This window comes from Mesorhizobium sp. Cs1321R2N1, from assembly GCF_037179725.1.
In the GTDB taxonomy this organism is placed as follows: domain Bacteria; phylum Pseudomonadota; class Alphaproteobacteria; order Rhizobiales; family Rhizobiaceae; genus Mesorhizobium; species Mesorhizobium salmacidum.
Window position 1 is genome coordinate 22,895 of sequence record NZ_JAPYKP010000016.1, and the last position, 20,940, is coordinate 43,834.

The window sequence follows — 20,940 nt, forward strand, 5'->3', positions numbered from 1 at the left end:
TCGTTTGTGCAGCCGTCTCCAACAAATAGGGAGCATGGACGACAACGCAAAAGGAATCAGGAAAGGCGGATCAGTGGGCACGGCCAACGACATCAAAGCGGATCTGACCGCGGTTGTTGTCGCTGTGAACGGTCATGAGCCTCGCGTTCTCACGATCGGACAGGCAAACGCGCTGCCCTCCGGCCCATTTGAGCTCAGCCACCGTTCCCTTCAGTCGGGACTCAGATCATGGGTGGAAGAGCACACGGGGCAGCCCTTGGGCTATATCGAGCAGCTCTACACCTTTGCCGACCGTGACCGGGTCGGCACCGGGCAACGTGTGATCTCGATCAGCTATCTCGCGCTCACTCGAGAGGAAGAGGCAACGCATTCGGCCAGGCGTCGCTGGCAGAGATGGTACGACTATTTTCCTTGGGAGGACCACCGCTCCGGAACGCCATTTGCTGGCGAAGGTTTTGCGACCGCGCCTGTTCAAGTGGGCGGACAGCGCAGCCAACAGTGAAATGTGCCGAGAACGCCGGCGGCGGACGGCGGCTGCCTTCGGCTTCGACGAGCGGCCATGGAATGAGGAACTGACACTCCAGCGCTATGAGCTGCTCTACGAAGCAGCCATGGTGGAAGAGGCGACCAGCGAGCAGCCTTTGGCTGCTCTGTCGCCGGCGGCAGGGGAAACGATGATCGCCGATCACCGCCGGATTCTGGCTACGGGAATTGCGCGGTTGCGCTCCAAAATCAAATACCGGCCCGTGGTCTTCGAACTGATGCCGCCGGTCTTCAGTCTTCTGCAGCTACAGCGAACCGTGGAGGGCTTGGCGGGCGGGCTCCTCCACAAGCCGAACTTCCGTCGGTTGATCGAGCAGCAGGAATTGGTCGAGCAAACCGGCGAGACCACCACCGATACGGGCGGTCGACCGGCTAGGCTTTATCGCTCCCGCCATGCGGTTCTCGACGAGAGGACCGTCGCCGGGACCAAATTGCCGCTAACGCGGGCTTTATAATACGCTTATATTCACGGCAAGAATATGCCTATTTATATTCATATTGAGTATAAGCGGGTATCGATGACCACTGAGTCGCTATCGCGGGCATTTTTGTAAGAGCGCGTCCTGCGCGTGATTCCGCTGATCGAGTGGTCGGCATTTTCCGACGATATCGACGCCATTCTCGCGCTGAAGCGCGAGCGCACCGCCGTGATCCCGGCTCACAATAATCAGACGCCCGAGATTCTCCACTGCGTAGCCGACATCGTCGGCGGCCGTCTGGCCCTCGCCCGGAAGGCAATGACAGTCGACGCCGATATCATCGTGCTCGCTGGCGTGCATTTCATGGCCGATTCGGCGAGCTTCTCAATGCGGACAAGACGGTGCTCATTCCAGACATCAGCGCCGGCTGCTCGCTGGCTGACTCGATCACGCCCGCAGATGTCCGGCTGCTGCGCGAGCATTACCCGGCTGTTCCAGTCGTAACCTATGTGCTGGCGGACTGCGCGCCATAAGCGTTGACACGGAACGTGCGGAGCGCCAAACAGAATGTCCACCTCGATTCAAGCAGCGGCTTGATGCACCGCTTCAGGACGTGGCCATGGCACCTGGAGATTGTCTATCAGCCGTGTTTGGCCAAGCCAGGCAGCGACGAGCAGCCGCGCTGGCCGATCCAATGTGACGATCGAGGCAAGGTCACCATCCGCGCGCAGTTCGAGATACTCGACCTTCGAGAAGCCGGCGGCGAGGATCGCCTCTCGACCGTCAGTTAGCGCACGCCCTACAGATTCTCCCGAATTCACTTGCTTGGCGGTTTGGACCAGGATTTCAGCCAGTCGAGGCGCCCTGTTGCGCTCGGCCAAAGACAGTCGCGTGTTGCGCGACGACATTGCCAAGCCGTCGGCTTCGCGCACCGTGGGGCAAGCGACAATCTCGACCGGGATATCGAGGTCACGGACAAGCTGGCGCACGATCTGGAGCTGCTGAAAGTCCTTCTCGCCGAAAAACGCCAGATCGGCGCCCGTCTGCAGAAGAAGCTTTGTGACCACGGTCGCAACGCCATCGAAGTGGCCAGGCCGAAAGGTGCCGCAAAGCCCCTCGCTCACACCGCTGACCGAAACTGTGGTCGCAAAGCCTTGCGGATACATATCGGCTGCATCGGGAGCATAAAGGATATGGGCGCCAACTGGCGCGATCTTGGCCGCGTCATCATGTTCCGTGCGCGGATAGGCGGCCAGATCATCGGCATTGTTGAACTGCTTCGGGTTGACGAACAGCGTCACGATCACCCGATCAGCCTTGGCCAGCGCGGCCCGCACGAGACCAAGGTGACCTTCATGCAGAGCGCCCATGGTTGGCACAACGGCGACCCTGAGGCCCTCGCGGCGCCAAGCGGCAACGATGCTGCGCAGTTCGGAGACGATCCGGACGATCGCGGTGCTCATGTGCATTCTCCTCCAGTGACTGTGCCCGGCTCATCGCCGAAGACGTGATCAGCGGCCGGGAAGCGGCGTTCGCGCACATCTTTTGCGTATGCCGCGATCGCTGCGTCGGCGCCCTTCCCCAACTCTGCATAGCGTTTGACAAATTTCGGCCGGAAGGTGCCGAACAGGCCCAGCATGTCATCGACAACCAGGATCTGACCGTCGCAGGCCGGCGATGCACCGATGCCGATTGTGGGAATCGCAATTTCCTGTGTAATCAGCCGAGCAAGAGCTTCCGGTATTTTCTCGAGTACGACGGCGAATGCGCCAGCCTCGGCCACCGCCGTTGCATCGCGCAGGATCTGTTCGGCATCCTCGCCTTGTCCCTGAAGGTGATAACCCCCAAAAGCATTGACGGCCTGCGGCGTCAGTCCGACGTGGCCGATCACGGGTATGCCGCGTGCGGTCACAAACCGGATTGTCTCCGCGACGCTTTCGCCGCCTTCGAGCTTGACCGCCGCCGCCCCGGTTTCGGCCATAACCAGGGCCGCATTGCGGAACGCCTGCGCGGGGCTTTCCTCGTAAGAGCCAAAGGGCATGTCGACGACCATCAGAGCGCTATGAAGTCCGCGCCGCACCGCCTTGCCGTGCAGGATCATCATTTCGAGCGTGACGCCAACAGTGGAGGACATGCCGTGCAACACCATGCCGACACTGTCGCCGACCAGCACCACGTCGCAATGGCCGTCGACAAGGTTAGCGACGGGCGTTGTATAGGCCGTCAAGCAAACAAGTGGCGTCTTGCCCTTTCGCGCCGCGATAGCCGGGGCGGTCAATGCGTTCGATCCTGCGGTTGCGCTCACCAGGTCTCTCCTTCCCCTGCGTCAGCGGGAGGGAAGCATGTGCCACATTTTTGTGCAGTTGCGAAGAGAGAATTTGCAGCGCACAATCATTTGCCGGCGACATTCATCGTCGCGACCAATTCGGCGACTCGGCGCTCAAACTCTGCGCCACCAGTTCGGCAAGCGTTTCTCTGTAAAGGCCGCTGCGCTCTCAGCAGTTGCCTGCGAGGGAGCAGACGGTCGAGGACGATCAAACGGGCAACCAAGCACGCGCATCTCTGATTGACATCAGAACAACGCTGGTTATTTGTGGCGTCGGAAAGTGGATGGTGTTTGCTGTCCACTTCGCGGGTGGCGTCCGTTCCAGCATAGTCCGCCAAGTGTCTATCGGCAAGGGAGCCGATCCGGTCGCAGCCTACCCGGTAAAAACAAGGAAGCCTGATGAAGACTATCGTTATCTGCTCCGGCGGATTAGATTCCGTCACGCTCGCCTATAAGGTCGCTGCCGAAAGAGCCCTCACCCGCCTCGTGTCGTTTGACTACGGTCAGCGCCATAAAAAGGAGCTGGACTTTGCGCGCGGCTGCGCCGCGCGCCTCGGCGTGCCGCACGATATCGTCGATATCACCGCGGTCGGCCGCCGACTAACCGGATCGGCGCTGACCAGCGGCGGGACGGTCCCCGAAGGACACTATGCGGAAGACAGCATGCGCGTGACTGTCGTACCCAATCGTAACGCGATCATGCTGGCGATGGCCTTCGGTGTAGCCGCCGCGGAACAGGCAGATGCCGTAGCGGCAGCGGTCCACGGCGGCGATCATTTTATCTACCCGGACTGCCGCCCGGCTTTCGTCGAAGCCTTCGAGGCCATGCAGCGCCACGCGCTGGAGGGACTGGCGAGGATCGCCCTTTACGCGCCGTTCTTGCAACTGAGCAAAGCCGATATTGTCAGTGAAGGCGGACGACTGGGCGTGCCGTTTGCACAAACCTGGTCGTGTTATCAGGGCGGCGCTCATCATTGCGGTCGTTGTGGTACCTGCGTCGAGCGGCGCGAGGCCTTTCACCTCGCTGCACAAAACGATCCAACATCTTACGAAGACCCCGATTACTGGATCGAAGCTTGCCAGGAATACCGGGCAACGCAACGACAATAGGGCGCAGTCATGTACACCATCGCCAAGCGTTTTGCCTTTTCGGCGTCACATGTGATCGGCGGCCTGCCGGCGGAGCATCCTTGCTCCCGACTGCACGGCCACAACTACGAAGTCGAGGTCGTCTTACAGTCGGCCGAGCTTGATCCGGTCGGCTTTGTCCGGGACTACCGCGAGCTTTCGGAGATCAAGGCGCTCATCGACAACACCTTGGATCATCGCCACCTGAACGAGGTCCTCGGACATGATCGGACGACCAGCGAGGTCATAGCCAAGTGGCTCTTCGACTGGTGCAGTGAGCGCTGGCCGGAAGTCGCGGCTGTGCGCATCAGCGAGACCCCGAAAACGTGGGCGGAATACCGTCCATGAAGGGGAGCATTCGCATCAGCGAGATCTTCGGTCCGACGGTCCAGGGAGAAGGTCCGCTGATAGGGCGCCCGACTGTATTCGTACGCACGGGCGGTTGCGATTATCGCTGCCGCTGGTGTGATACCCTGTATGCGGTGCTGCCCGAGTTCCGTGAAGACTGGACGCTGATGACGCCGATTGCAATCCTGGCGGAAGTGGAGCGGCTATCGAGTTCTGCGCGGGTGCTCGTGTCGCTGTCGGGCGGCAATCCTGCACTCCAGCCTCTGGTTCCTCTCATCGAACAGGGTCACCAGAAGGGATACACCTTCGCCCTCGAGACTCAAGGCAGTGTTTCGCAGCCTTGGTTTGCCGCGCTCGACTGGCTCACTCTTAGCCCGAAGCCGCCGTCGTCGGGGATGGCAACCGACTGGCAGGCCCTCGACGATTGCGTCGCGGCGGCAAAGAGCGGAACGCAATGCGTCCTCAAGGTGGCTGTGTTTGACGACAATGACTACGACTATGCCCGCCTGGTGGCGAACCGGTATCCGGCTCTACCGATTTATCTGCAGATCGGGAATCCTGCTCCGCTGATCACCCATGCGGGTCCTGGCAGCGAAGAGGCCGACATCGAGGATTTGATGCGGCGCTTCCGCTGGCTTGTCGACAAGGTCGCGGTGGATGGCTGGTTCACGGCAACGGTCCTGCCGCAGTTGCATGTGTTGGCCTGGGGCAATAGACGCGGCGTCTGACGGATGCGGACCATCCTGGCTAGCTTTCTTAGCTATTCGATGGAAGAGCTGGCTGGCCTATTTTGACCGTCTGCGGGACTCCGGTGTCCTGCTGATATCGGTGCAACAGGACCGACGGGCGTTCCCAGGAGCTCCCGATTCAGGAGGGCCCTTCTTCTCCGTGTTCATAACCCTCCGGCGAGCCCGGGCAAGGCAAGCGTCGAGGGCCGCAGTCAGCGGACGGAACGCGGTCAAAGCGATTGTTCCTGAGCTTTTATATCAGAGTCGGTATTCGGGTAATTGATCATCACCGATTGATCCAGGGCCTTGCGAGTTCTCGCTTTTGCTTCAAAGGTCGTGGGAGATCAGCCACGGGAGCACCCATAATTGGCTATAGCCGCCAAGCTTCGCTGCGACGCGCTGATCGAGAATGCCACTATGATTGCACTCGGTCTCGATCCCGCATTCCGTTCATGGCGCTTCCCACATCTCACGGTTGGCAACATTGAGCTTGCCTTCCCTGGCGTTACCTACCGCAGGCGTCGCGTTTGGGCCAGTTTTGTGCCACTGCGAAGAACAAAAGTGACCCGTACTGGTATGCGGTTAACGCGCGCCCCGGTATAGTCCACGTCCATCTAATCGGTTTAGCCGCGTCACCTCAGAGCACGGCCACGTTCTGCAACCATGCACGACCAAGCAACACGAAACAAAAATAGCAGCGCTCGGAGGGGCCGCGGCATCAATGCGGACTTGATCGCGGTTGTCGCCGCCGCGTCCGACCGGGACCCTTGCGTCCTCACCATCGGGCAACGGGATGCCCTACCCTCCGGCCCGTTCGAGCTCAGTCACCGTTCCCTACAGTCCGGCCTGAGGGACTGGGTCGAGCAGCAAACCGGCCACCCCCTGGGCTACATCGAGCAGCTCTATACCTTCGCCGACCGCGATCGGGTCAGCACTGGGCGCGAGCAGCGCAACATCTCCATCAGCTATCTCGCGCTCACCCGGCAGGAAGCTATTGCCGCATCCAGCAAATCCCACTGGAAAAGCTGGTACGAGTATTTTCCCTGGGAGGATCACCGCTCCGGGACGCCAGCCATCCTAGACGTGTTGCGGCTACGACTGATTGAGTGGGCGGACAGCGTCAGCGACGCCGCTGCGCGACGCGAGCGGAGGCAGCGTGCCGCGATTGCGTTTGCTTTAGACAAGCGCCCCTGGGACGAGGAACTCACGCTCCAACGCTATGAGCTTCTTTTTGAAGCCGCTTTGGTCGAAGAGGCCGGCGGCGGGCCGGAACCAACTTTCCCTGCGCCTGCCGCAGGCAAAGCGATGGTCGGCGACCATCGCCGGATTCTCGCAACAGGCATCGCGCGGCTGCGCTCCAAGATCAAATACCGGCCAGTCGTCTTCGAGCTCATGCGACCGAGCTTCACGCTGCTGCAGTTGCAGCGAACCGTGGAGGCGCTCGCCGGTCGGCTCATCAACAAGCCGAACTTCCGCAGGCTGGTCGAGCAGCAAGAGCTGGTCGAAGAAACTGGCGAAAGTGCCCTCGATACGGGCGGGCGCCCGGCGAAGCTCTATCGCTTCCGCCGCAATGTCCTCGATGACCGGGCAGTCGCCGGGACAAAATTGCCGCTCTCACGGGCTTGACACCTTTATAGTCAGCGTAGATATATGCCGCTTATTGTCAGCCGGAATATAAGCGGAGGCGCGGATGACTGGCGCGTTACCAACGGCCGCGTTTCTGTATGAGCGCGTCCGACGAGTGATCCCGTCAATCGAATGGCCGGCTTTCACCGATGACATCGATGCCATCCTTGCGCTCAAGCGCGAGCGCAACGCCGTGATCCTGGCCCACAACTACCAGACCCCCGAAATCTTCCATTGCGTGGCCGACATCGTCGGCGACAGCCTGGCGCTCGCCCGCAAGGCAATGACGGTCGACGCCGACGTGATCGTGCTTGCCGGCGTCCATTTCATGGCGGAGACCGCAAAGCTTCTCAATCCCGACAAGACCGTGCTCATTCCAGATCTTGCCGCCGGCTGCTCGCTCGCCGACTCCATTATGGCCGAGGACGTGCGCCAGATGCGGCAGCGCTATCCCGGCGTTCCGGTCATCACCTATGTCAACACCTCCGCCGCCGTGAAGGCCGAGTCCGACATCTGCTGCACCTCCGGCAATGCGCTCGCAGTGGTGAAGTCGCTCCGCGTGCCGCGCGTCATCATGCTGCCCGACGAATATCTGGCAAAGAACATCGCAGCGCAAACCAAGGTCGAGATCATCGCCTGGAAGGGACGCTGCGAAGTACACGAGCGCTTCACGGCGGCCGACATTCACGAACTGCGCGAGGCGCATCCGGGCGTCACTGTGCTTGCCCATCCCGAATGTCCGCCGGAAGTGGTCGCCGCAGCCGACTTCGCCGGCTCGACAGCGGCAATGTCCGACTACGTCGGACAGCAGAAGCCGGCGCGAGTCGTGCTGATGACCGAGTGTTCGATGAGCGACAACGTCGCGGTCGAGCATCCGGACGTGGATTTCGTGCGCCCCTGCAATCTCTGCCCCCACATGAAGCGCATCACGCTCGCCAATATCCGGACCGCGCTCGAGGAGAACCGCCACATCGTCACGATCGAACCGCGCATCGTCGAGCGGGCCCGCTGGGCTGTCGAGCGCATGCTCTTCGTATGACGCCGGCCATCCATGACATTCGCGGGGCGCCGGTCATTGTCGGCGCGGGCATTGCTGGCCTGCTGACGGCGCTTCATCTGGCGCCGGAACCGGTCATCCTTCTCTCCAGGACGCCGCTTGGAACGGATGCTTCGAGCACGCTCGCCCAGGGCGGGCTTGCAGCCAGTCTCGGCGAAGACGACAGCCCCGAACTGCACCTCGCCGATACGCTGGCCGCCGGGAACGGGATTTGCGACGAAGCAATAGTCAGGCGGGTGGTCGAGGCCCTACCGTCAGCCATCGATCACCTCATTCGTCTGGGTGCTCCCTTCGACCGCGCCTTGGACGGGAAGCTGCGGCTTGGCTTGGAGGCAGCGCATTCGCGGCGCCGGATCGTGCACGCCGCAGGCGACGCCACCGGCCGCGAGCTGTTCGGGGCGTTGCTCGCCGTCGCGCGGCGGACACGCTCGATCACGATTATGGAAGGCATGACAGCCCTGCGCCTGGTCGTGGCGGAGGGCAGCATTGTGGGACTTTCGGGGGTCCTGCACACAGGCGTCCTCGCATTGCCCACGCGCCGTGTGGTGCTTGCGACCGGCGGTATCGGCGGCCTCTTCAGCGACACCACGAACCCGCTTTCCTCGTTCGGACACGGGCTGGCGCTGGCCGCCTGTGCCGGCGCGGAACTTGCCGATCTCGAATTCGTCCAGTTCCATCCGACCGCGCTCGATACTTCGCGCCGGCCGATGCCGCTTGTCAGCGAAGCGGTGCGCGGCGAAGGCGCGGTGCTGGTCGATGAACATGGTCAGCGGTTCCTGGCCGATACGCCCGGTGCCGAACTCGCGCCGCGCGACGTGGTCGCGCGGGCGATCTCAGCCCAACTGGCCTCAGGGCATCGTGTCTATCTCGACGCCCGGCAATGCCTCGGCCAGAAATTCACGAAGCGCTTTCCTGCGATCGACGCCGCTTGCAAGCAGGCCGGCATCGATGCAGCCGTGGAGCCGATCCCCGTGCGTCCCGCGGCTCACTATCACATGGGCGGCGTGGCCGTTGACGCGGAAGGGCGCAGTTCCGTTGGCGGGCTGTGGGCCTGCGGCGAGGTTGCTTGCACCGGATTGCACGGCGCCAACCGGCTCGCCAGCAACTCGCTGGCCGAAGCGGTCGCAACAGCCGCCTGGGTTGCGAAGAGCGTCGCCGGCACCTGCGCCGGCTGGCAGTGGCCCAGGCTTCCCGCAATGGTGTCCGCGCGACCGGATCCCTCGCCTATACGCCAAGTGGTCTCCAATGCACTCGGCATTGTCCGCGATGGCAAGGCGCTGCGCGATGCGGTCGCTAACTTGCTGCCGATCGCCGTCAGCGAGACGGCGGCGGCCGACCCGGCGCTGGTTGCCCTGTTGATCGCGATCGCAGCCTTCCGGCGCGAGGAAAGCCGCGGCTCGCATTACCGATCCGATTTCCCTGGGCGCGATGCTGCAGCCCTCGCGTCGCGACTGACGCTGTGCACAGCCTTTGAGAATGCCGTCGCGCTCAACTGGCAAGCCTCGGAACGGAGCTCCTGGTAATGAATTCACTTGCACCACTTCCCCAGATCATCATGGAGCCGATCGTGCGCAATGCCCTGCTGGAAGATCTGGGCAGAGCCGGCGACATCACGAGCGATGCGGTCATCCCGGCCGATTGCAAGGCGACCTTTGCGTTGAACGCGCGGCAGGGCGGCGTTGTTGCCGGGCTCGATCTGGTGATGTTTGCCTTCCTCTTGGTCGATCCCGGGATCAGCATACAGTTGCGGTGTCCCGAGGGCGGCAAGGTTTCGTCCGGCGAAACGATCGCCATCGTTAACGGACCGGCGCGCAGCCTGCTCACAGCGGAGCGGACGGCGCTCAATTTTCTGTGCAAGCTGAGCGGTATCGCAACGGCCACCGCCGCGCTTGTAAACGCGGTGCGCGGTCATAAGGCAAAGATCGTTTGCACGCGAAAGACCACACCGGGTCTGCGTGCGCTGGAAAAATACGCCGTGCGCGCCGGCGGTGGCGCCAATCACCGCTTCGCGCTCGACGACGCCGTGCTCATCAAGGACAACCATATCGCCCTTGCCGGCGACATCCGCACCGCAATCGAGCGGGCGCGCGGCGCGGTTGGCCATATGGTCAAGATCGAGGTCGAGGTCGACACGCTGGATCAGCTGGACATGGCGCTACAGGCGAGGGTCGACGCGGTGCTCCTCGACAACATGTCGGTCGAGGACCTTGCCCAGGCCGTGGCAATGGTCGGTGGCCGCGCGATCACCGAGGCTTCGGGTCGGGTGACACGAGCGAGCGTAGCTGCAATTGCCGCGACCGGCGTCGACCTCATATCGGTCGGCTGGCTCACCCACAGCGCGCCGATACTCGACATCGGCCTGGATATGCCGGCCGACCGGAATTGCAGCAGACGTTTGAACTGAGGGAAAGGACATGAACCGGAACCCTAAGAACGCCTTTGGTCGCAGGCAAAGCTGCGCCACTTCGTCTTCAGTTGCAGCTTCACCGATTGCCGACGAAAGCCCGTGCGCTGAAGGGCTATACGGTTCAAGCGGTGAAGCGATCCGACAAACAAAAGACCGCGTCGAAGCACTTGGCTTCCTCATCTGCCGACTCGACGAGTTGCGCCAGATGGCTGCCTCTCACGGGCTGGAACCACTCGGTCATCTGCTGGACGTCGCGTTCACAGAATCCTGCGACGCGATCAGACGGGAGCGTTCCAGGGCTCAGAGCGAACCTGCGGATGCAGCGATCCGCGCTGACGACGTGAGTTGAGCCTGCAGGCAGCGGTTGGAGCTTCCGCTTTAGCGAAGAGCAATCGCGTTTCCATGGACCAGCCTCTACAACGCTCCCGGTCAAGGACAGATGGTTATGGAGAACAAGGCCGCTATGAACCCCGAACTCACCCCGGACCTGACCTCGGACCCAATCGGTTGGGCGCTTCTGCCCTGGACGCGAGCGGAAGCCGAGGCTGTCCATGACCTACCCTTCAACGACTTGCTGTTCCGGGCCCAGACGGTCCATCGCGAGAATTTCGATCCCAATCGCGTGCAGCTGTCGCGCCTGCTTTCGATCAAGACCGGCGGCTGCCCCGAGGATTGCGGCTATTGCAGCCAGTCCTCGCATCACCAGTCGGGCCTCAAGGCCTCGAAACTGATGGAGGTCCAGCGCGTCGTCGCCGAGGCCAGGAAAGCGCGTGATGCGGGAGCCACGCGCTATTGCATGGGGGCGGCCTGGCGCAGCCCCAAGGCGCGCGACATGGAGGCGGTTGTCGCCATGGTCGAGGGCGTGAAGGCCCTCGGCATGGAGACCTGCATGACGCTTGGCATGCTCGACCTCGGCCAGGCACAGCGGCTCAAGCAGGCCGGGCTCGACTACTATAATCACAACATCGACACCTCCGAGCGCTACTACAGCGAGGTCATCTCGACCCGCACTTTTGCCGACCGGTTGGAAACGCTTGGTCATGTCCGCGACAGCGGCATGAAGGTCTGCTGCGGCGGTATCGTCGGCATGGGCGAGGAGAAGGCCGACCGCATCGACATGCTGGTGACGCTCGCCACCCTGCCGGAGCCGCCCGACAGCGTGCCGATCAACATGCTGATCCCGATCGAGGGCACGCCGCTCGGCGAGGCCGAACCCATCGAACCGATCGAATTCGTGCGCACAATCGCGCTTGCCCGCATCATGATGCCGAAATCGCATGTGCGGCTTTCGGCCGGCCGCACGGCGATGAGCGACGAGATGCAGGCGCTGTGCTTCTTTGCCGGCGCCAACTCTATCTTCGTCGGCGACACCTTGCTGACCGCGGAGAACCCCGGAGAGGACAAGGACAGCGCTTTGTTCCGGCGCCTCGGCATCAAGCCGACGGAGCCGGAAGCCAGGTGAGCGGGCCAGCCTTGCTCGACCGCTACAAGGCGACCTTAAGCGGGCTGGCACGCAAGGATCGGCTGCGGGCCTTAAGCCCGCGCTCAGGGCTCGACTTCGCCTCCAACGACTATCTCGCCCTCGCGGGCTCGCCGCGTATGGCGCAGGCCGTTGCGACGGCGCTCGCGGCTGGCACGCCCGTCGGGGCGACCGGCTCTCGGCTCCTGCGCGGCAACGATCCGGAACACGAGGCGCTCGACGCGAAGGCAGCCACCTTCTTCGGCGCCGAGCGCGCGCTGTTCTTCGGCGGTGGCTATGTCGCCAATTTCGCGGTGCTCACGACCTTGCCCCAGAAGGGCGATCTCATCGTGCTGGACGAACTCGTTCATGCCAGCGCTCATGAGGGAGCGCGGGCCGGCCGGGCCGAAATGGTGGAAGCCGTGCATAATGATGCGGGAGCGGTGGATGACGCCATTGCCAGGTGGCGAGTCATGGGTGGGACTGGCCGTCCCTGGATCGTGGTCGAAAGCCTCTACAGCATGGACGGCGATCGCGCCCCGCTCGGTGAACTGATCGAGATCGCGGACCGTCACGAGGCATTCCTGTTCGTCGACGAGGCGCACGCCACCGGAGTCTACGGCCCGGACGGGCGCGGGCTCGCGCACGATCTCGAAGGCCGCGACAATGTCGTGGTGCTGCACACCTGCGGCAAAGCGCTCGGCGCATCCGGCGCGCTGGTCACCGCGCCCGCAGTGCTGTGCGCCTATCTCGTCAACCGCTGTCGTCCGTTCATCTACGCTACCGCGCCCTCGCCGCTGATGGCAGTGGCGGCGGCAACGGCCCTCGACATCGTTGCCGATGAGCCGGAGCGTCGCGAGCGGCTGGCCAGCCTCGTCGCGCTTGCCGGCAAGAGGGCCCAGACGCTAGGCCTGCCCGCGAGCGGTTCCCAGATCCTGCCGATCATCGTTGGCGACAACGCCCGCGCCATGGCGCTGGCGCAGAAGTTGCAGGCGCGTGGGTTCGACGCGCGCGGCATCCGACCGCCGACCGTGCCTGAGGGGACGGCAAGGCTGCGGATCTCACTGACGCTGAATGTTGGCGAGGCCGACGTTTCGACGCTGTTCGATGCGCTTGCCGCGGAATGGGAGCGCACGCCATGACAGTCCGGTTCGTTGTCACCGGCACCGACACCGGCATCGGCAAGACGGTGTTCGCGGCCGGCCTGACCGGCCTGCTTGACGGCATTTACTGGAAGCCCGTGCAATCGGGCACCTGCGAAGAAACCGACAGCGAAATCGTCTCCCTCCTCGCCGATCTACCTGCAGCTCGTGTCCTGCCCGAGGCCTGGCGCCTTCGCCAGCCGTTCTCGCCACATCTGGCCGCGAAGTTCGACGGCGTGGAGATCGATGCACAGGCACTGTCACTGCCCGCGACGGACCGGCCGTTGGTTGTTGAAGGCGCCGGCGGACTTATGGTGCCGCTCAACAGGCACACGCTCTACATCGACGTCTTCGCGCGATGGAACGCGCCGGTGGTGCTCTGCGCCCGCACCAGCCTCGGCACCATCAATCACACGCTGCTTTCCATCGAGGCACTGCGCGCCCGCTCAATCCCGCTGCTCGGCGTAGCGTTCATCGGCGACAGGGTGGTCGATACGCAAAAAACGATCACCGATATGGGCAAGGTTCGCGTGCTTGGCCGTCTGCCGCGTCTGGAATCCCTGACGCCCAGCACGCTCTCCGTGGCCATGCGCGCCTCATTCAATGCCGCCGACTTCATGAAGGTCCCACCATGAGCAACTCCGCTGTCTGGCATCCCTTCACCCAACATGCCACCGAGCCGGTGCCGCCGACCATCGAGCGCACCGAGGGCGCTTATGTCGAGACCCGCGACGGCAAGCGCATACTCGATGCGATCTCGTCCTGGTGGGTCATCACCCACGGCCATCGTCACCCGAAGATCATGGCGGCGATCCGGGACGCGACCGAGACCCTTGACCAGGTGATCTTCGCCGGCCTCAGCCACGAGCCGGCCGAGCGATTGGCCTCGGCCCTGGTCGACATGACGCCGGCCGGCCTCGACTGGGTCTTCTATTCCGACAGCGGCTCGACGAGCGTCGAGGTTGCGCTCAAGATGGCGCTGGGTTTTCACCGCAACAATGGCTTCCCACGCTCGCGCATCGTTGTCGTCGAGGACAGCTATCACGGTGACACCATCGGCACGATGAGCGTCGGTGCGCGCGGCGTCTTCAATGCCGCCTACGAGCCCCTGCTGTTCGAGGTCGACATCATCCCCTTCCCCGCCACCGGCGAGGAGCAGAAAACGCTTGACGCTTTCGAGGGGCTGACGCGCGACCACAAAGTCGCGGCGCTGATCGTCGAGCCGCTGGTGCTCGGCGCCGGCGGCATGCTGATGTATCCGGCCTGGGTTCTCACCGAACTCAAGCGCATTGCCGAGCGCTCGGGCACGGTTTTCATCGCTGATGAAGTCATGACCGGATGGGGCCGCACGGGGACCATGTTCGCCTGCGAACAGGCAGCGATCGCGCCTGACATATTGTGCACGTCCAAGGGGCTGACGGGCGGCTCGCTGCCGCTTGCGGCGACGCTTGCCACCGATGCGATTTTTCGCGCGCATTATTCCAGCGACCGAGCCAAGACCTTCTTCCATTCGAGTTCTTACACGGCGAACCCGATCGCCTGCGCGGCAGCACTGGCAAATGTGGGCATCTGGAAAGATGAGCCGGTGGCGGAGCGAGTTGCCGACCTGTCGCGAATGCAGACGGAAAAGGTTGCGCGGTTCAGCCAGGATCCGCGTTTTGAGAATGTGCGCACCTGCGGCACTATCTCTGCCCTTGATCTCCGCGTCGGAAATGCGGGCTATCTGGCCGAGGTCGGACCAAAGCTGCGCGCTTTCTTCCTCGATCGCGGGTTGTTGGTGAGACCCCTGGGCAACGTCATCTACGTGCTGCCGCCCTATTGCGTGACGTCGGGCGAACTTGACCGGCTTTACGACGCGATCGACGACGCAGCCGGCCTTGCGGGCGACAAGAGATGATCCGCACGGCGCGCATCATGGGCTTTGGCCACCACGTGCCGGCTCGAAAAGTCGGCAATGCCGAGATCGAGGCAAGCCTCGGACTGGAGGCAGGCTGGATCGAGGGGCGCACTGGCATCCGCTCGCGTTTCTGGGCTGAGCCGGGCGACACGCTGTCCGGAATGGCGGCAAAGGCAGGCGACATGGCTCTGGAAGCCGCCGGCATCGACCGCAACGAGATCGGCCTGCTTCTGCTGGCGACTTCGACGCCGGATCACCTGTTGCCGCCGAGCGCGCCGCTGGTGGCGCACAGGCTCGGCCTCGAAAATGCCGGTGCGGTCGACCTTGCAGGTGCGTGCGCAGGGTTCATCTATGCGCTGACCTTCGCCGAGGGGTTTGTGCGTCTGAACAACAGGCCAGCCATCGTCATTGCAGCCAACATATTGAGCCGCAGGATCAATCCAGCCGAGCGGGCAAGCGCGGTGCTTTTTGCCGATGCCGCAGGTGCGGCGGTGATCGAGCCTTCCGGGAACCCTGGTCACGGCATACTCGGCTCTTCGCTTGCCTCGGACGGCTCCGCGTATAGTCTGATCCATGTTCCGGCGGGCGGGAGCAACTGTCCGTTTTCTGACGAGATCGACGTTGCACAAACTCGCATGACGATCGCGAACGGCCGCGAGGTTTTCGTCAAGGCCGTGGAGATAATGAGCCGCTGTTCCAGGCAGGCTCTGCTGGCAGCCGGTCTCTCGGCGTCAGATGTGGACCGCTTTGTCCCCCACCAGGCAAACGCCCGAATCTTCGACGCGGTCGGCAGGTCACTCGGCATCGAGGATTGCCGCATCGTCAAAACCGTCGGCGATCATGGCAACTCGTCGGCCGCAACCATCCCGCTGTCGCTGTCAATTGCCCACAGCGTCAACCCGATTGAGCCGGGCGAGCAATTATTGCTGGCGGCGGCCGGTGCCGGCCTTACCGGCGGGGCATTGGTAATTGGCGTTTAGCCCAGGCCGCGCTGTGATGGGCCATTGACGATCATTGATCGTCCTGGTGGCATTGCGTCACAATCGTCTGGATGCGCGCCGTGGCTGATCGATCGACCAATACGGCGAGCGGTCCTCGTTCTATGTCGAGCAGCTGCTGGTTCCGACCTTCAAACCTGGTGACATCGTGACCATCGGCTGTGTGAGCGCTCCGATTCGTGCGAGAGAATCGTTCGACGAATCCGGAGCTTGGGCGGGGCCGACATGTGTCCGCCCTCCAGTGCGGTTGTCCGCCGGCGGAGTTCGCGGAGCGGGTCCAATTCAATCTCGCGCTAAAGGGCAGTGTCAGGAATTCTGTCGGGCAGGCCGGTTTCGAGATTGGCGGATGAACGTCTCGCCGAAGCGGAGGGCGAAACTGGGTCTGGGCCTCGAACCAGTTGCGCGGGGTCCGTTCCAATCCTCGGCGGCGCGGTTTCGCACCAGACAGGCAGTTCCATCGCCGCGTTGTCGGCGGAGGAGTGGCCGCGCGTTCGTGCGCGCCCCGTAGCGTTGAGTTTAGCGCCTCGATGTCATCCGTCGTAGATCCGGCCCGCGCTTCCGCGATAGCCGACCAAGGCGCGACCTGGCCCCGGCTCTGTGTGATCGCCCGAGGTCGCTGGCCCAGTAGCCCGGCTCGAAGTCCTTCAGAGCCTTCGCGGAAATAGGTGCCAAGCCGGAGGGCAGCGCTCATCGCCGGCTGCCCGGGATTGGTGCTGCGTGCCGCAGCGGTAAGGCTACCGTCGATCATCAAAGCCTCGAGCGCGACGAGGAGCTTGAGGTCCGGGGCCTTGAGAGTCCTGCGTCAGCCATCCATCCCGTAGATGGCCCCTATTAAAGCAATCGATTTTACAATTTGGGAGATGCTGCGTTAGGAAAGCAGTTCAAGGATTAGGACAGTGCGTACATGGATAATTATCGATAGCCCGGCTCCCGGCAGGTGTACGCCGAGCATCAGCCGAGGGACACGTCCACTGCGGCCACCTCGGCGGTCTGCCCAAGCTAAATGGCGTCGGCGGACGCCAAAAAGGCCCACCCAACCTGTACAGACGCTCAACCACCGGCAAGCCTCGTACTGTTCTCAAGCCTCCTTCTACATCGGAAACTGTCGCGTGTTAAAACGGCAAGAGAGTGGAAGTCCTTTCACGCACCCTCAAGAGCGCTGGAGGCTTGGGAGGAAAGTGAACTGGAACTAGCCTACCATGTGGAACTCGCCGAACGGCGTCGGACGATCCGCCCTCAATGGCGATACCATCGTGCGGAAGCTTCATAGGCAAAAGCTCCCGCTGTCGTTTTCCCGAGCCTCATTTCGCGCCTAACTCCAAATCATCAAGTCGTACCCTGTGAGATTGTTGAAATGAGCCTGCGCACCGAAAATGAAAAAATGCTATCCGGAGAGCTCTACGATGTTATGGATCCTTCGCTTGTTGAACAGAGAAACAGGATAAGAGGTTTGTGCCAAAAGATAAACTCTTCCAGTGAAGCTGACCAGGATCTACGTCGAAGCCTTTGCCAACATATTTTCGGGAAAGGCGGAGACACTGTTTCGGTACAGCCACCATTTTTCTGCGATTACGGTTCCAACATAGAATTAGGCATGCACGTCGTTTTCAATTTTAACTGCATAGTACTCGATTGCTGTCGAGTTCGCATAGGTGACTACGGGCTCGTTGGTCCAGGCGTCCAAATCCTGACGCCAATGCATCCACTTAATGCTGCCCTTCGCCGGAAACAGCTGTACGGAAAGCCGGTTGAGATTGGATCGGACGTATGGGTGGGAGCGGGGGCGATTATCTTGCCTGGCGTGACAATCGGATCAGGCACTGTGATCGGTGCAGGCAGTGTCGTAACACGCGACATTCCAGCCGGAGTGTTTGCAGCTGGTAACCCTTGTCGAGTGATCCGAGAAATCTCTGCGGATGAGCGAGAAAACTACTCGTCAGATAGCAACTAAACTGGTCACAGTTGCAACTCTCCTCCAAGCACGGTCAGTCCAGCACCATCACCTACCCGCCCAACGGACGCTACCTCACCAGGCAGATCAGGAGCCTCGCGTGCGGACACGGATTTCGGGTGGTCGCTATTGCCGGACATCCCGCCCCAGCAGACGGAGAATGCCGTCGGTCGGGGAGGGATGCTTCTCGGCAAACGTCTCCCCCGTTGCGGGCGCGCAACCGATCTCTTCACGCTGTAAGTGAGCTTGTTGAGAAGCTGATCGGCGCTGCTCGTTAGAGCATTTTCCACATAACGGATGGATCTGTCCGCTTTTCAGCTCGTTTCTGAAGCGCTCCGTTTACCGCGATTCCTTTGAGATTCGTCAGCTTCTCGAAAGCTAGTCCTTTTAGAGCATGGGGACTTGAGAGGACGCCGGCTATCGAAGGCTATGGATCTGGAACGCCAGAGCTGATGCGAACAGAGATCGCCTGCCTGGCGTTTTTTTTCGGCGTCCCTTGATGATGAGTTGCACGACCTAGCCGAGGACCTCCCGGTCGGCCGGCGCAGGATAAGAGCTTTCGCCGGGAAACGTTCGACGTTTACCGAGTTGGGACGCTGCAAAGAGAGACCTCGCTGCGTGGAGAATTCACGATGACCAGCCCGTTCCTTACCTGCGACGGCGCCAGATTGGCTGCGGCCGCTGCTTCAAGGTCTGCCCGCGCGAAGCCTTGCATCTCAACGGGAGGAGGACGCGGGTGAAATCCTCGGCGTCTGCGATGACGGGGACGACTTCGATGGCGAGCTCAATGGCATGACTATCATCTCGACCATGACGGCTGCTGCATCGGCTGCGGAGCCTGCGCTCCCGTCTGTCCGAAGAACACTGCCAACCAGGTTGCGGCCGACAACCCCGCAGCGTGATCCGACGGACGAACAGGAGAGCGTGCGTGCCCCTCAGAATGTTTTGCCACGTCCTGGCGGTGGTCCTGCCCGTCAATGCTTTGGCCGCCTATCTCCTCCCGCATTCCATCCGAGCGGCAATCCTCAAGACGCTGAGTTGTGCACTGCTTCTCCAGGCAGGCTATTTTGGAAGCGTGCTCTTTCTGATCTGGCGGTCCGGCTGCGCTGCACGAAAGACCGAGCTTTTTGATGGCGACGAGGAAGTTCGGCGCCAGTCACAAACCTGTCGGGAGGACGAGGAATGAACTTTCCAACGTCGCAGCCTCTGCATGCGAATTGCGTCACTTCGATGGCGAAAGAGGTGCTGGAAATCAGCGACGGGTTCTCTTGGGAACACGAACTTTGGCAGGACTCGTGCATAGCTCAATCACACACCGCCGGAGAAAACCTAGCAAAATTCGAAAGCCACCCGCTCACCTTTGGTCGCGCCCCCGCCGGCGATCGAGCGTCCGTTTGCCATGGCCAAGGCAGGCTTCCGCATACGCCGCCTGTGGCTGGCAACTTGGCCGCCAAACGAACAGAGTTCGTGCTAGCACCCCGTGGCAATCTGCGCCGGGTCTAGCCCATCCTCTGCGCAGAAGCGCGGCCGGCATGAGGCCGCGCATACCCGAAGTCCAGCAAATAGATGGCCTGAGGCTCTGTAATGCCGTCCCCGGCAGGCCGCGCCGACAGCGCGCATCTGCCGATCAAAAAAGCCCCCCGCATCAACAGCGCCCAACAACGCTTCCCGTGCCAAGCCCTCTCGATAGGACACGAAATGCGAACGCTACTCGTTGATCATCATGCAAAGCTTACCCAAGTGATGCAAGGAGCGCTCTTGGACTGCGGTTTCACCGTTGACGTGATGCCTACTCTCGATGAGGCGTCGCTTGCATTTGGTTGTGCACGCTACGAAATTCTCCTCCTCGAGTTGGCCCTGCCGGATGGAGATGGGTTAGATTGGTTGAGGCAGTTGAGGCGCGAGGGGCATTCGGTTCCTGCTATTATGATGAGCAGCCTGGATGATCTCGATACGCGAATCGCGATTTTCAACGGGGGCGCGGATGACTTCTTGCGTAAGCCTGTCTCGACTGATGAGCTCATTGCGCGGATAAGAGCCGTTCTGCGGCGATCAACACAGGTGACCGACCCCATCGTCACGTTTGGCAATCTCACATTCGATCCAATCGGCCGCCAGGTTTCCGTTGGCGGTCAGCCGCTGAAGATCCCGCGCCGCGAACTATGCATTCTTGAGCATCTGCTCAATCGCGCGGGTCGCACGTTGCCGCGCGAGCTCCTGGTGGACAGCCTCTATGCCTTCGACGAGGAAGTCTCGAGCAATGCGCTTGAAGTGGGGATCTATCGCTTACGCGCGCTTTTGGGCCAGTCCGGTGCGACGCTTTCGATCAAGACGGTGCGGGGCATCGGTTATGTTCTCGAACTAAATGACAGGCCGCCAGAAGCGTAACCAGCGATCGTGAACCAATGTTCCCGGTTTGTGGTGGTTATAACACTATATGTACACGGAAATCACGCAGCAGGCTACCAAGGCCTTCTTCTGGCTCACTGGAAAGATGTTTTCGCCGATCTTCGTTCACAATAGTTTCGATCGCTAGTAAATTCACATTTTCTTCCAATAATTATCTGCCACTGTCCCGGATTCCCTTGAACGATGTAGAGATTTCCTCGCCGAGCAAAGACTTAACCGCGTTGCATGATGCATCTCGACACGATGTACTTTGGGCAGCTGTAACTGGCGCGATTGGCGTCAGCCTCTTTAGCCGCGCCGGTGATGAAGCACTTTCAACGCGCATGGCTGTGCGACTTCAAGGCCCGCAGGGTTCGGCTTCAAGACCATTTTCCAAATTGATCAAGGAGACACATAAATGGAGAAATCCCCTCTGCTCGCATCGGCCGCGATTGGCTTTCTGGGCTTGTTTGTGCCCTTGAAATCATTTGCGTCCGAAACCGAGGACCGCCCGGCTCCGCCT

General features: G+C 61.8%; 18 protein-coding genes and 3 pseudogenes. 19 read left to right on the plus strand and 2 right to left on the minus strand.

Going from position 1 to position 20,940, the window contains the following annotated elements; translation table 11 throughout:
• The first annotated feature begins 34 nt into the window (after nucleotides 1-34).
• Both O7A61_RS06805 and nadA (O7A61_RS06810) read left to right on the plus strand, forming a co-directional pair.
• Nucleotides 35-998, plus strand: a pseudogene (locus tag O7A61_RS06805) (NUDIX hydrolase).
• A 108-nt stretch (nucleotides 999-1,106) separates the two neighbouring features.
• Nucleotides 1,107-1,489 (plus strand): annotated as a pseudogene (gene nadA / locus O7A61_RS06810) (quinolinate synthase NadA); the annotation flags it as partial.
• Nucleotides 1,490-1,543: 54 nt separating this feature from the next.
• On the opposite strand, the gene panC reads toward nadA (O7A61_RS06810), so the two are convergent.
• On the minus strand, nucleotides 1,544-2,425 hold the full coding sequence (gene panC, locus O7A61_RS06815) for a pantoate--beta-alanine ligase (protein ID WP_337129094.1): 882 nt from the start codon (nucleotides 2,423-2,425) through the stop codon (nucleotides 1,544-1,546).
• A complete protein-coding gene (gene panB, locus O7A61_RS06820) occupies nucleotides 2,422-3,267 on the minus strand; it encodes a 3-methyl-2-oxobutanoate hydroxymethyltransferase (protein WP_337129095.1) in 846 nt (281 codons plus the stop codon). Before panB ends, panC begins: the two co-directional genes overlap by 4 nt.
• A gap of 420 nt (nucleotides 3,268-3,687) precedes the next feature.
• Between panB and queC the strand changes: the two genes are divergently transcribed.
• The 17 genes and pseudogenes from queC to O7A61_RS06910 all read left to right on the plus strand — a co-directional run bounded on the left by queC (nucleotide 3,688) and on the right by O7A61_RS06910 (nucleotide 20,417).
• Complete coding sequence (queC, locus tag O7A61_RS06825) at nucleotides 3,688-4,398, plus strand: 7-cyano-7-deazaguanine synthase QueC (RefSeq protein ID WP_337129096.1); 711 nt, start codon at nucleotides 3,688-3,690, stop codon at nucleotides 4,396-4,398.
• Between the two features lie 9 nt (nucleotides 4,399-4,407).
• The gene (locus tag O7A61_RS06830) at nucleotides 4,408-4,764 is read left to right on the plus strand and encodes a 6-pyruvoyl trahydropterin synthase family protein (RefSeq protein ID WP_337129097.1); all 357 of its coding nucleotides are present in this window, start codon (nucleotides 4,408-4,410) and stop codon (nucleotides 4,762-4,764) included.
• A complete protein-coding gene (queE, locus tag O7A61_RS06835; RefSeq protein WP_337129098.1) occupies nucleotides 4,761-5,492 on the plus strand; it encodes a 7-carboxy-7-deazaguanine synthase QueE in 732 nt (243 codons plus the stop codon). The genes O7A61_RS06830 and queE overlap by 4 nt, the downstream gene beginning before the upstream one ends.
• A gap of 663 nt (nucleotides 5,493-6,155) precedes the next feature.
• Nucleotides 6,156-7,118 carry an NUDIX hydrolase gene (locus tag O7A61_RS06840; RefSeq protein WP_337129099.1) on the plus strand — a complete coding sequence of 321 codons (963 nt, stop codon included), beginning with the start codon at nucleotides 6,156-6,158 and terminating at the stop codon, nucleotides 7,116-7,118.
• Nucleotides 7,119-7,182: 64 nt separating this feature from the next.
• On the plus strand, nucleotides 7,183-8,157 hold the full coding sequence (gene nadA, locus O7A61_RS06845; protein ID WP_337129100.1) for a quinolinate synthase NadA: 975 nt from the start codon (nucleotides 7,183-7,185) through the stop codon (nucleotides 8,155-8,157).
• Nucleotides 8,154-9,698 (plus strand): L-aspartate oxidase, encoded by a 1,545-nt coding sequence (locus O7A61_RS06850; protein ID WP_337129101.1) that lies wholly within the window; start codon nucleotides 8,154-8,156, stop codon nucleotides 9,696-9,698. The genes nadA (O7A61_RS06845) and O7A61_RS06850 overlap by 4 nt, the downstream gene beginning before the upstream one ends.
• Nucleotides 9,698-10,579, plus strand: coding sequence for a carboxylating nicotinate-nucleotide diphosphorylase (gene nadC / locus O7A61_RS06855; protein WP_337129102.1), 882 nt, complete (start codon nucleotides 9,698-9,700; stop codon nucleotides 10,577-10,579). Before O7A61_RS06850 ends, nadC begins: the two co-directional genes overlap by 1 nt.
• A 10-nt stretch (nucleotides 10,580-10,589) precedes the next feature.
• On the plus strand, nucleotides 10,590-10,931 hold the full coding sequence (locus tag O7A61_RS06860; protein ID WP_337129103.1) for a hypothetical protein: 342 nt from the start codon (nucleotides 10,590-10,592) through the stop codon (nucleotides 10,929-10,931).
• 114 nt (nucleotides 10,932-11,045) lie between these two features.
• On the plus strand, nucleotides 11,046-12,044 hold the full coding sequence (gene bioB / locus O7A61_RS06865; protein WP_337129122.1) for a biotin synthase BioB: 999 nt from the start codon (nucleotides 11,046-11,048) through the stop codon (nucleotides 12,042-12,044).
• On the plus strand, nucleotides 12,041-13,183 hold the full coding sequence (locus tag O7A61_RS06870; RefSeq protein ID WP_337129104.1) for an 8-amino-7-oxononanoate synthase: 1,143 nt from the start codon (nucleotides 12,041-12,043) through the stop codon (nucleotides 13,181-13,183). The genes bioB and O7A61_RS06870 overlap by 4 nt, the downstream gene beginning before the upstream one ends.
• Nucleotides 13,180-13,818 (plus strand): dethiobiotin synthase, encoded by a 639-nt coding sequence (bioD, locus tag O7A61_RS06875; RefSeq protein WP_337129105.1) that lies wholly within the window; start codon nucleotides 13,180-13,182, stop codon nucleotides 13,816-13,818. The genes O7A61_RS06870 and bioD overlap by 4 nt, the downstream gene beginning before the upstream one ends.
• Complete coding sequence (locus tag O7A61_RS06880; protein ID WP_337129106.1) at nucleotides 13,815-15,080, plus strand: adenosylmethionine--8-amino-7-oxononanoate transaminase; 1,266 nt, start codon at nucleotides 13,815-13,817, stop codon at nucleotides 15,078-15,080. The genes bioD and O7A61_RS06880 overlap by 4 nt, the downstream gene beginning before the upstream one ends.
• The gene (locus O7A61_RS06885) at nucleotides 15,077-16,060 is read left to right on the plus strand and encodes a beta-ketoacyl-ACP synthase III (protein WP_337129107.1); all 984 of its coding nucleotides are present in this window, start codon (nucleotides 15,077-15,079) and stop codon (nucleotides 16,058-16,060) included. Before O7A61_RS06880 ends, O7A61_RS06885 begins: the two co-directional genes overlap by 4 nt.
• 1,399 nt (nucleotides 16,061-17,459) lie before the next feature.
• Nucleotides 17,460-18,029, plus strand: a complete 570-nt coding sequence (locus O7A61_RS06895) for a sugar O-acetyltransferase (RefSeq protein ID WP_337129123.1) — start codon at nucleotides 17,460-17,462, stop codon at nucleotides 18,027-18,029.
• Nucleotides 18,030-18,696: 667 nt separating this feature from the next.
• Nucleotides 18,697-18,931, plus strand: a pseudogene (locus tag O7A61_RS06900) (4Fe-4S dicluster domain-containing protein); the annotation flags it as partial.
• 26 nt (nucleotides 18,932-18,957) lie between these two features.
• A complete protein-coding gene (locus O7A61_RS06905; protein WP_337129108.1) occupies nucleotides 18,958-19,215 on the plus strand; it encodes an exopolysaccharide production repressor protein in 258 nt (85 codons plus the stop codon).
• Nucleotides 19,216-19,727: 512 nt separating this feature from the next.
• Nucleotides 19,728-20,417, plus strand: coding sequence for a response regulator transcription factor (locus tag O7A61_RS06910; RefSeq protein WP_337129109.1), 690 nt, complete (start codon nucleotides 19,728-19,730; stop codon nucleotides 20,415-20,417).
• The last annotated feature ends 523 nt before the right edge of the window (nucleotides 20,418-20,940 follow it).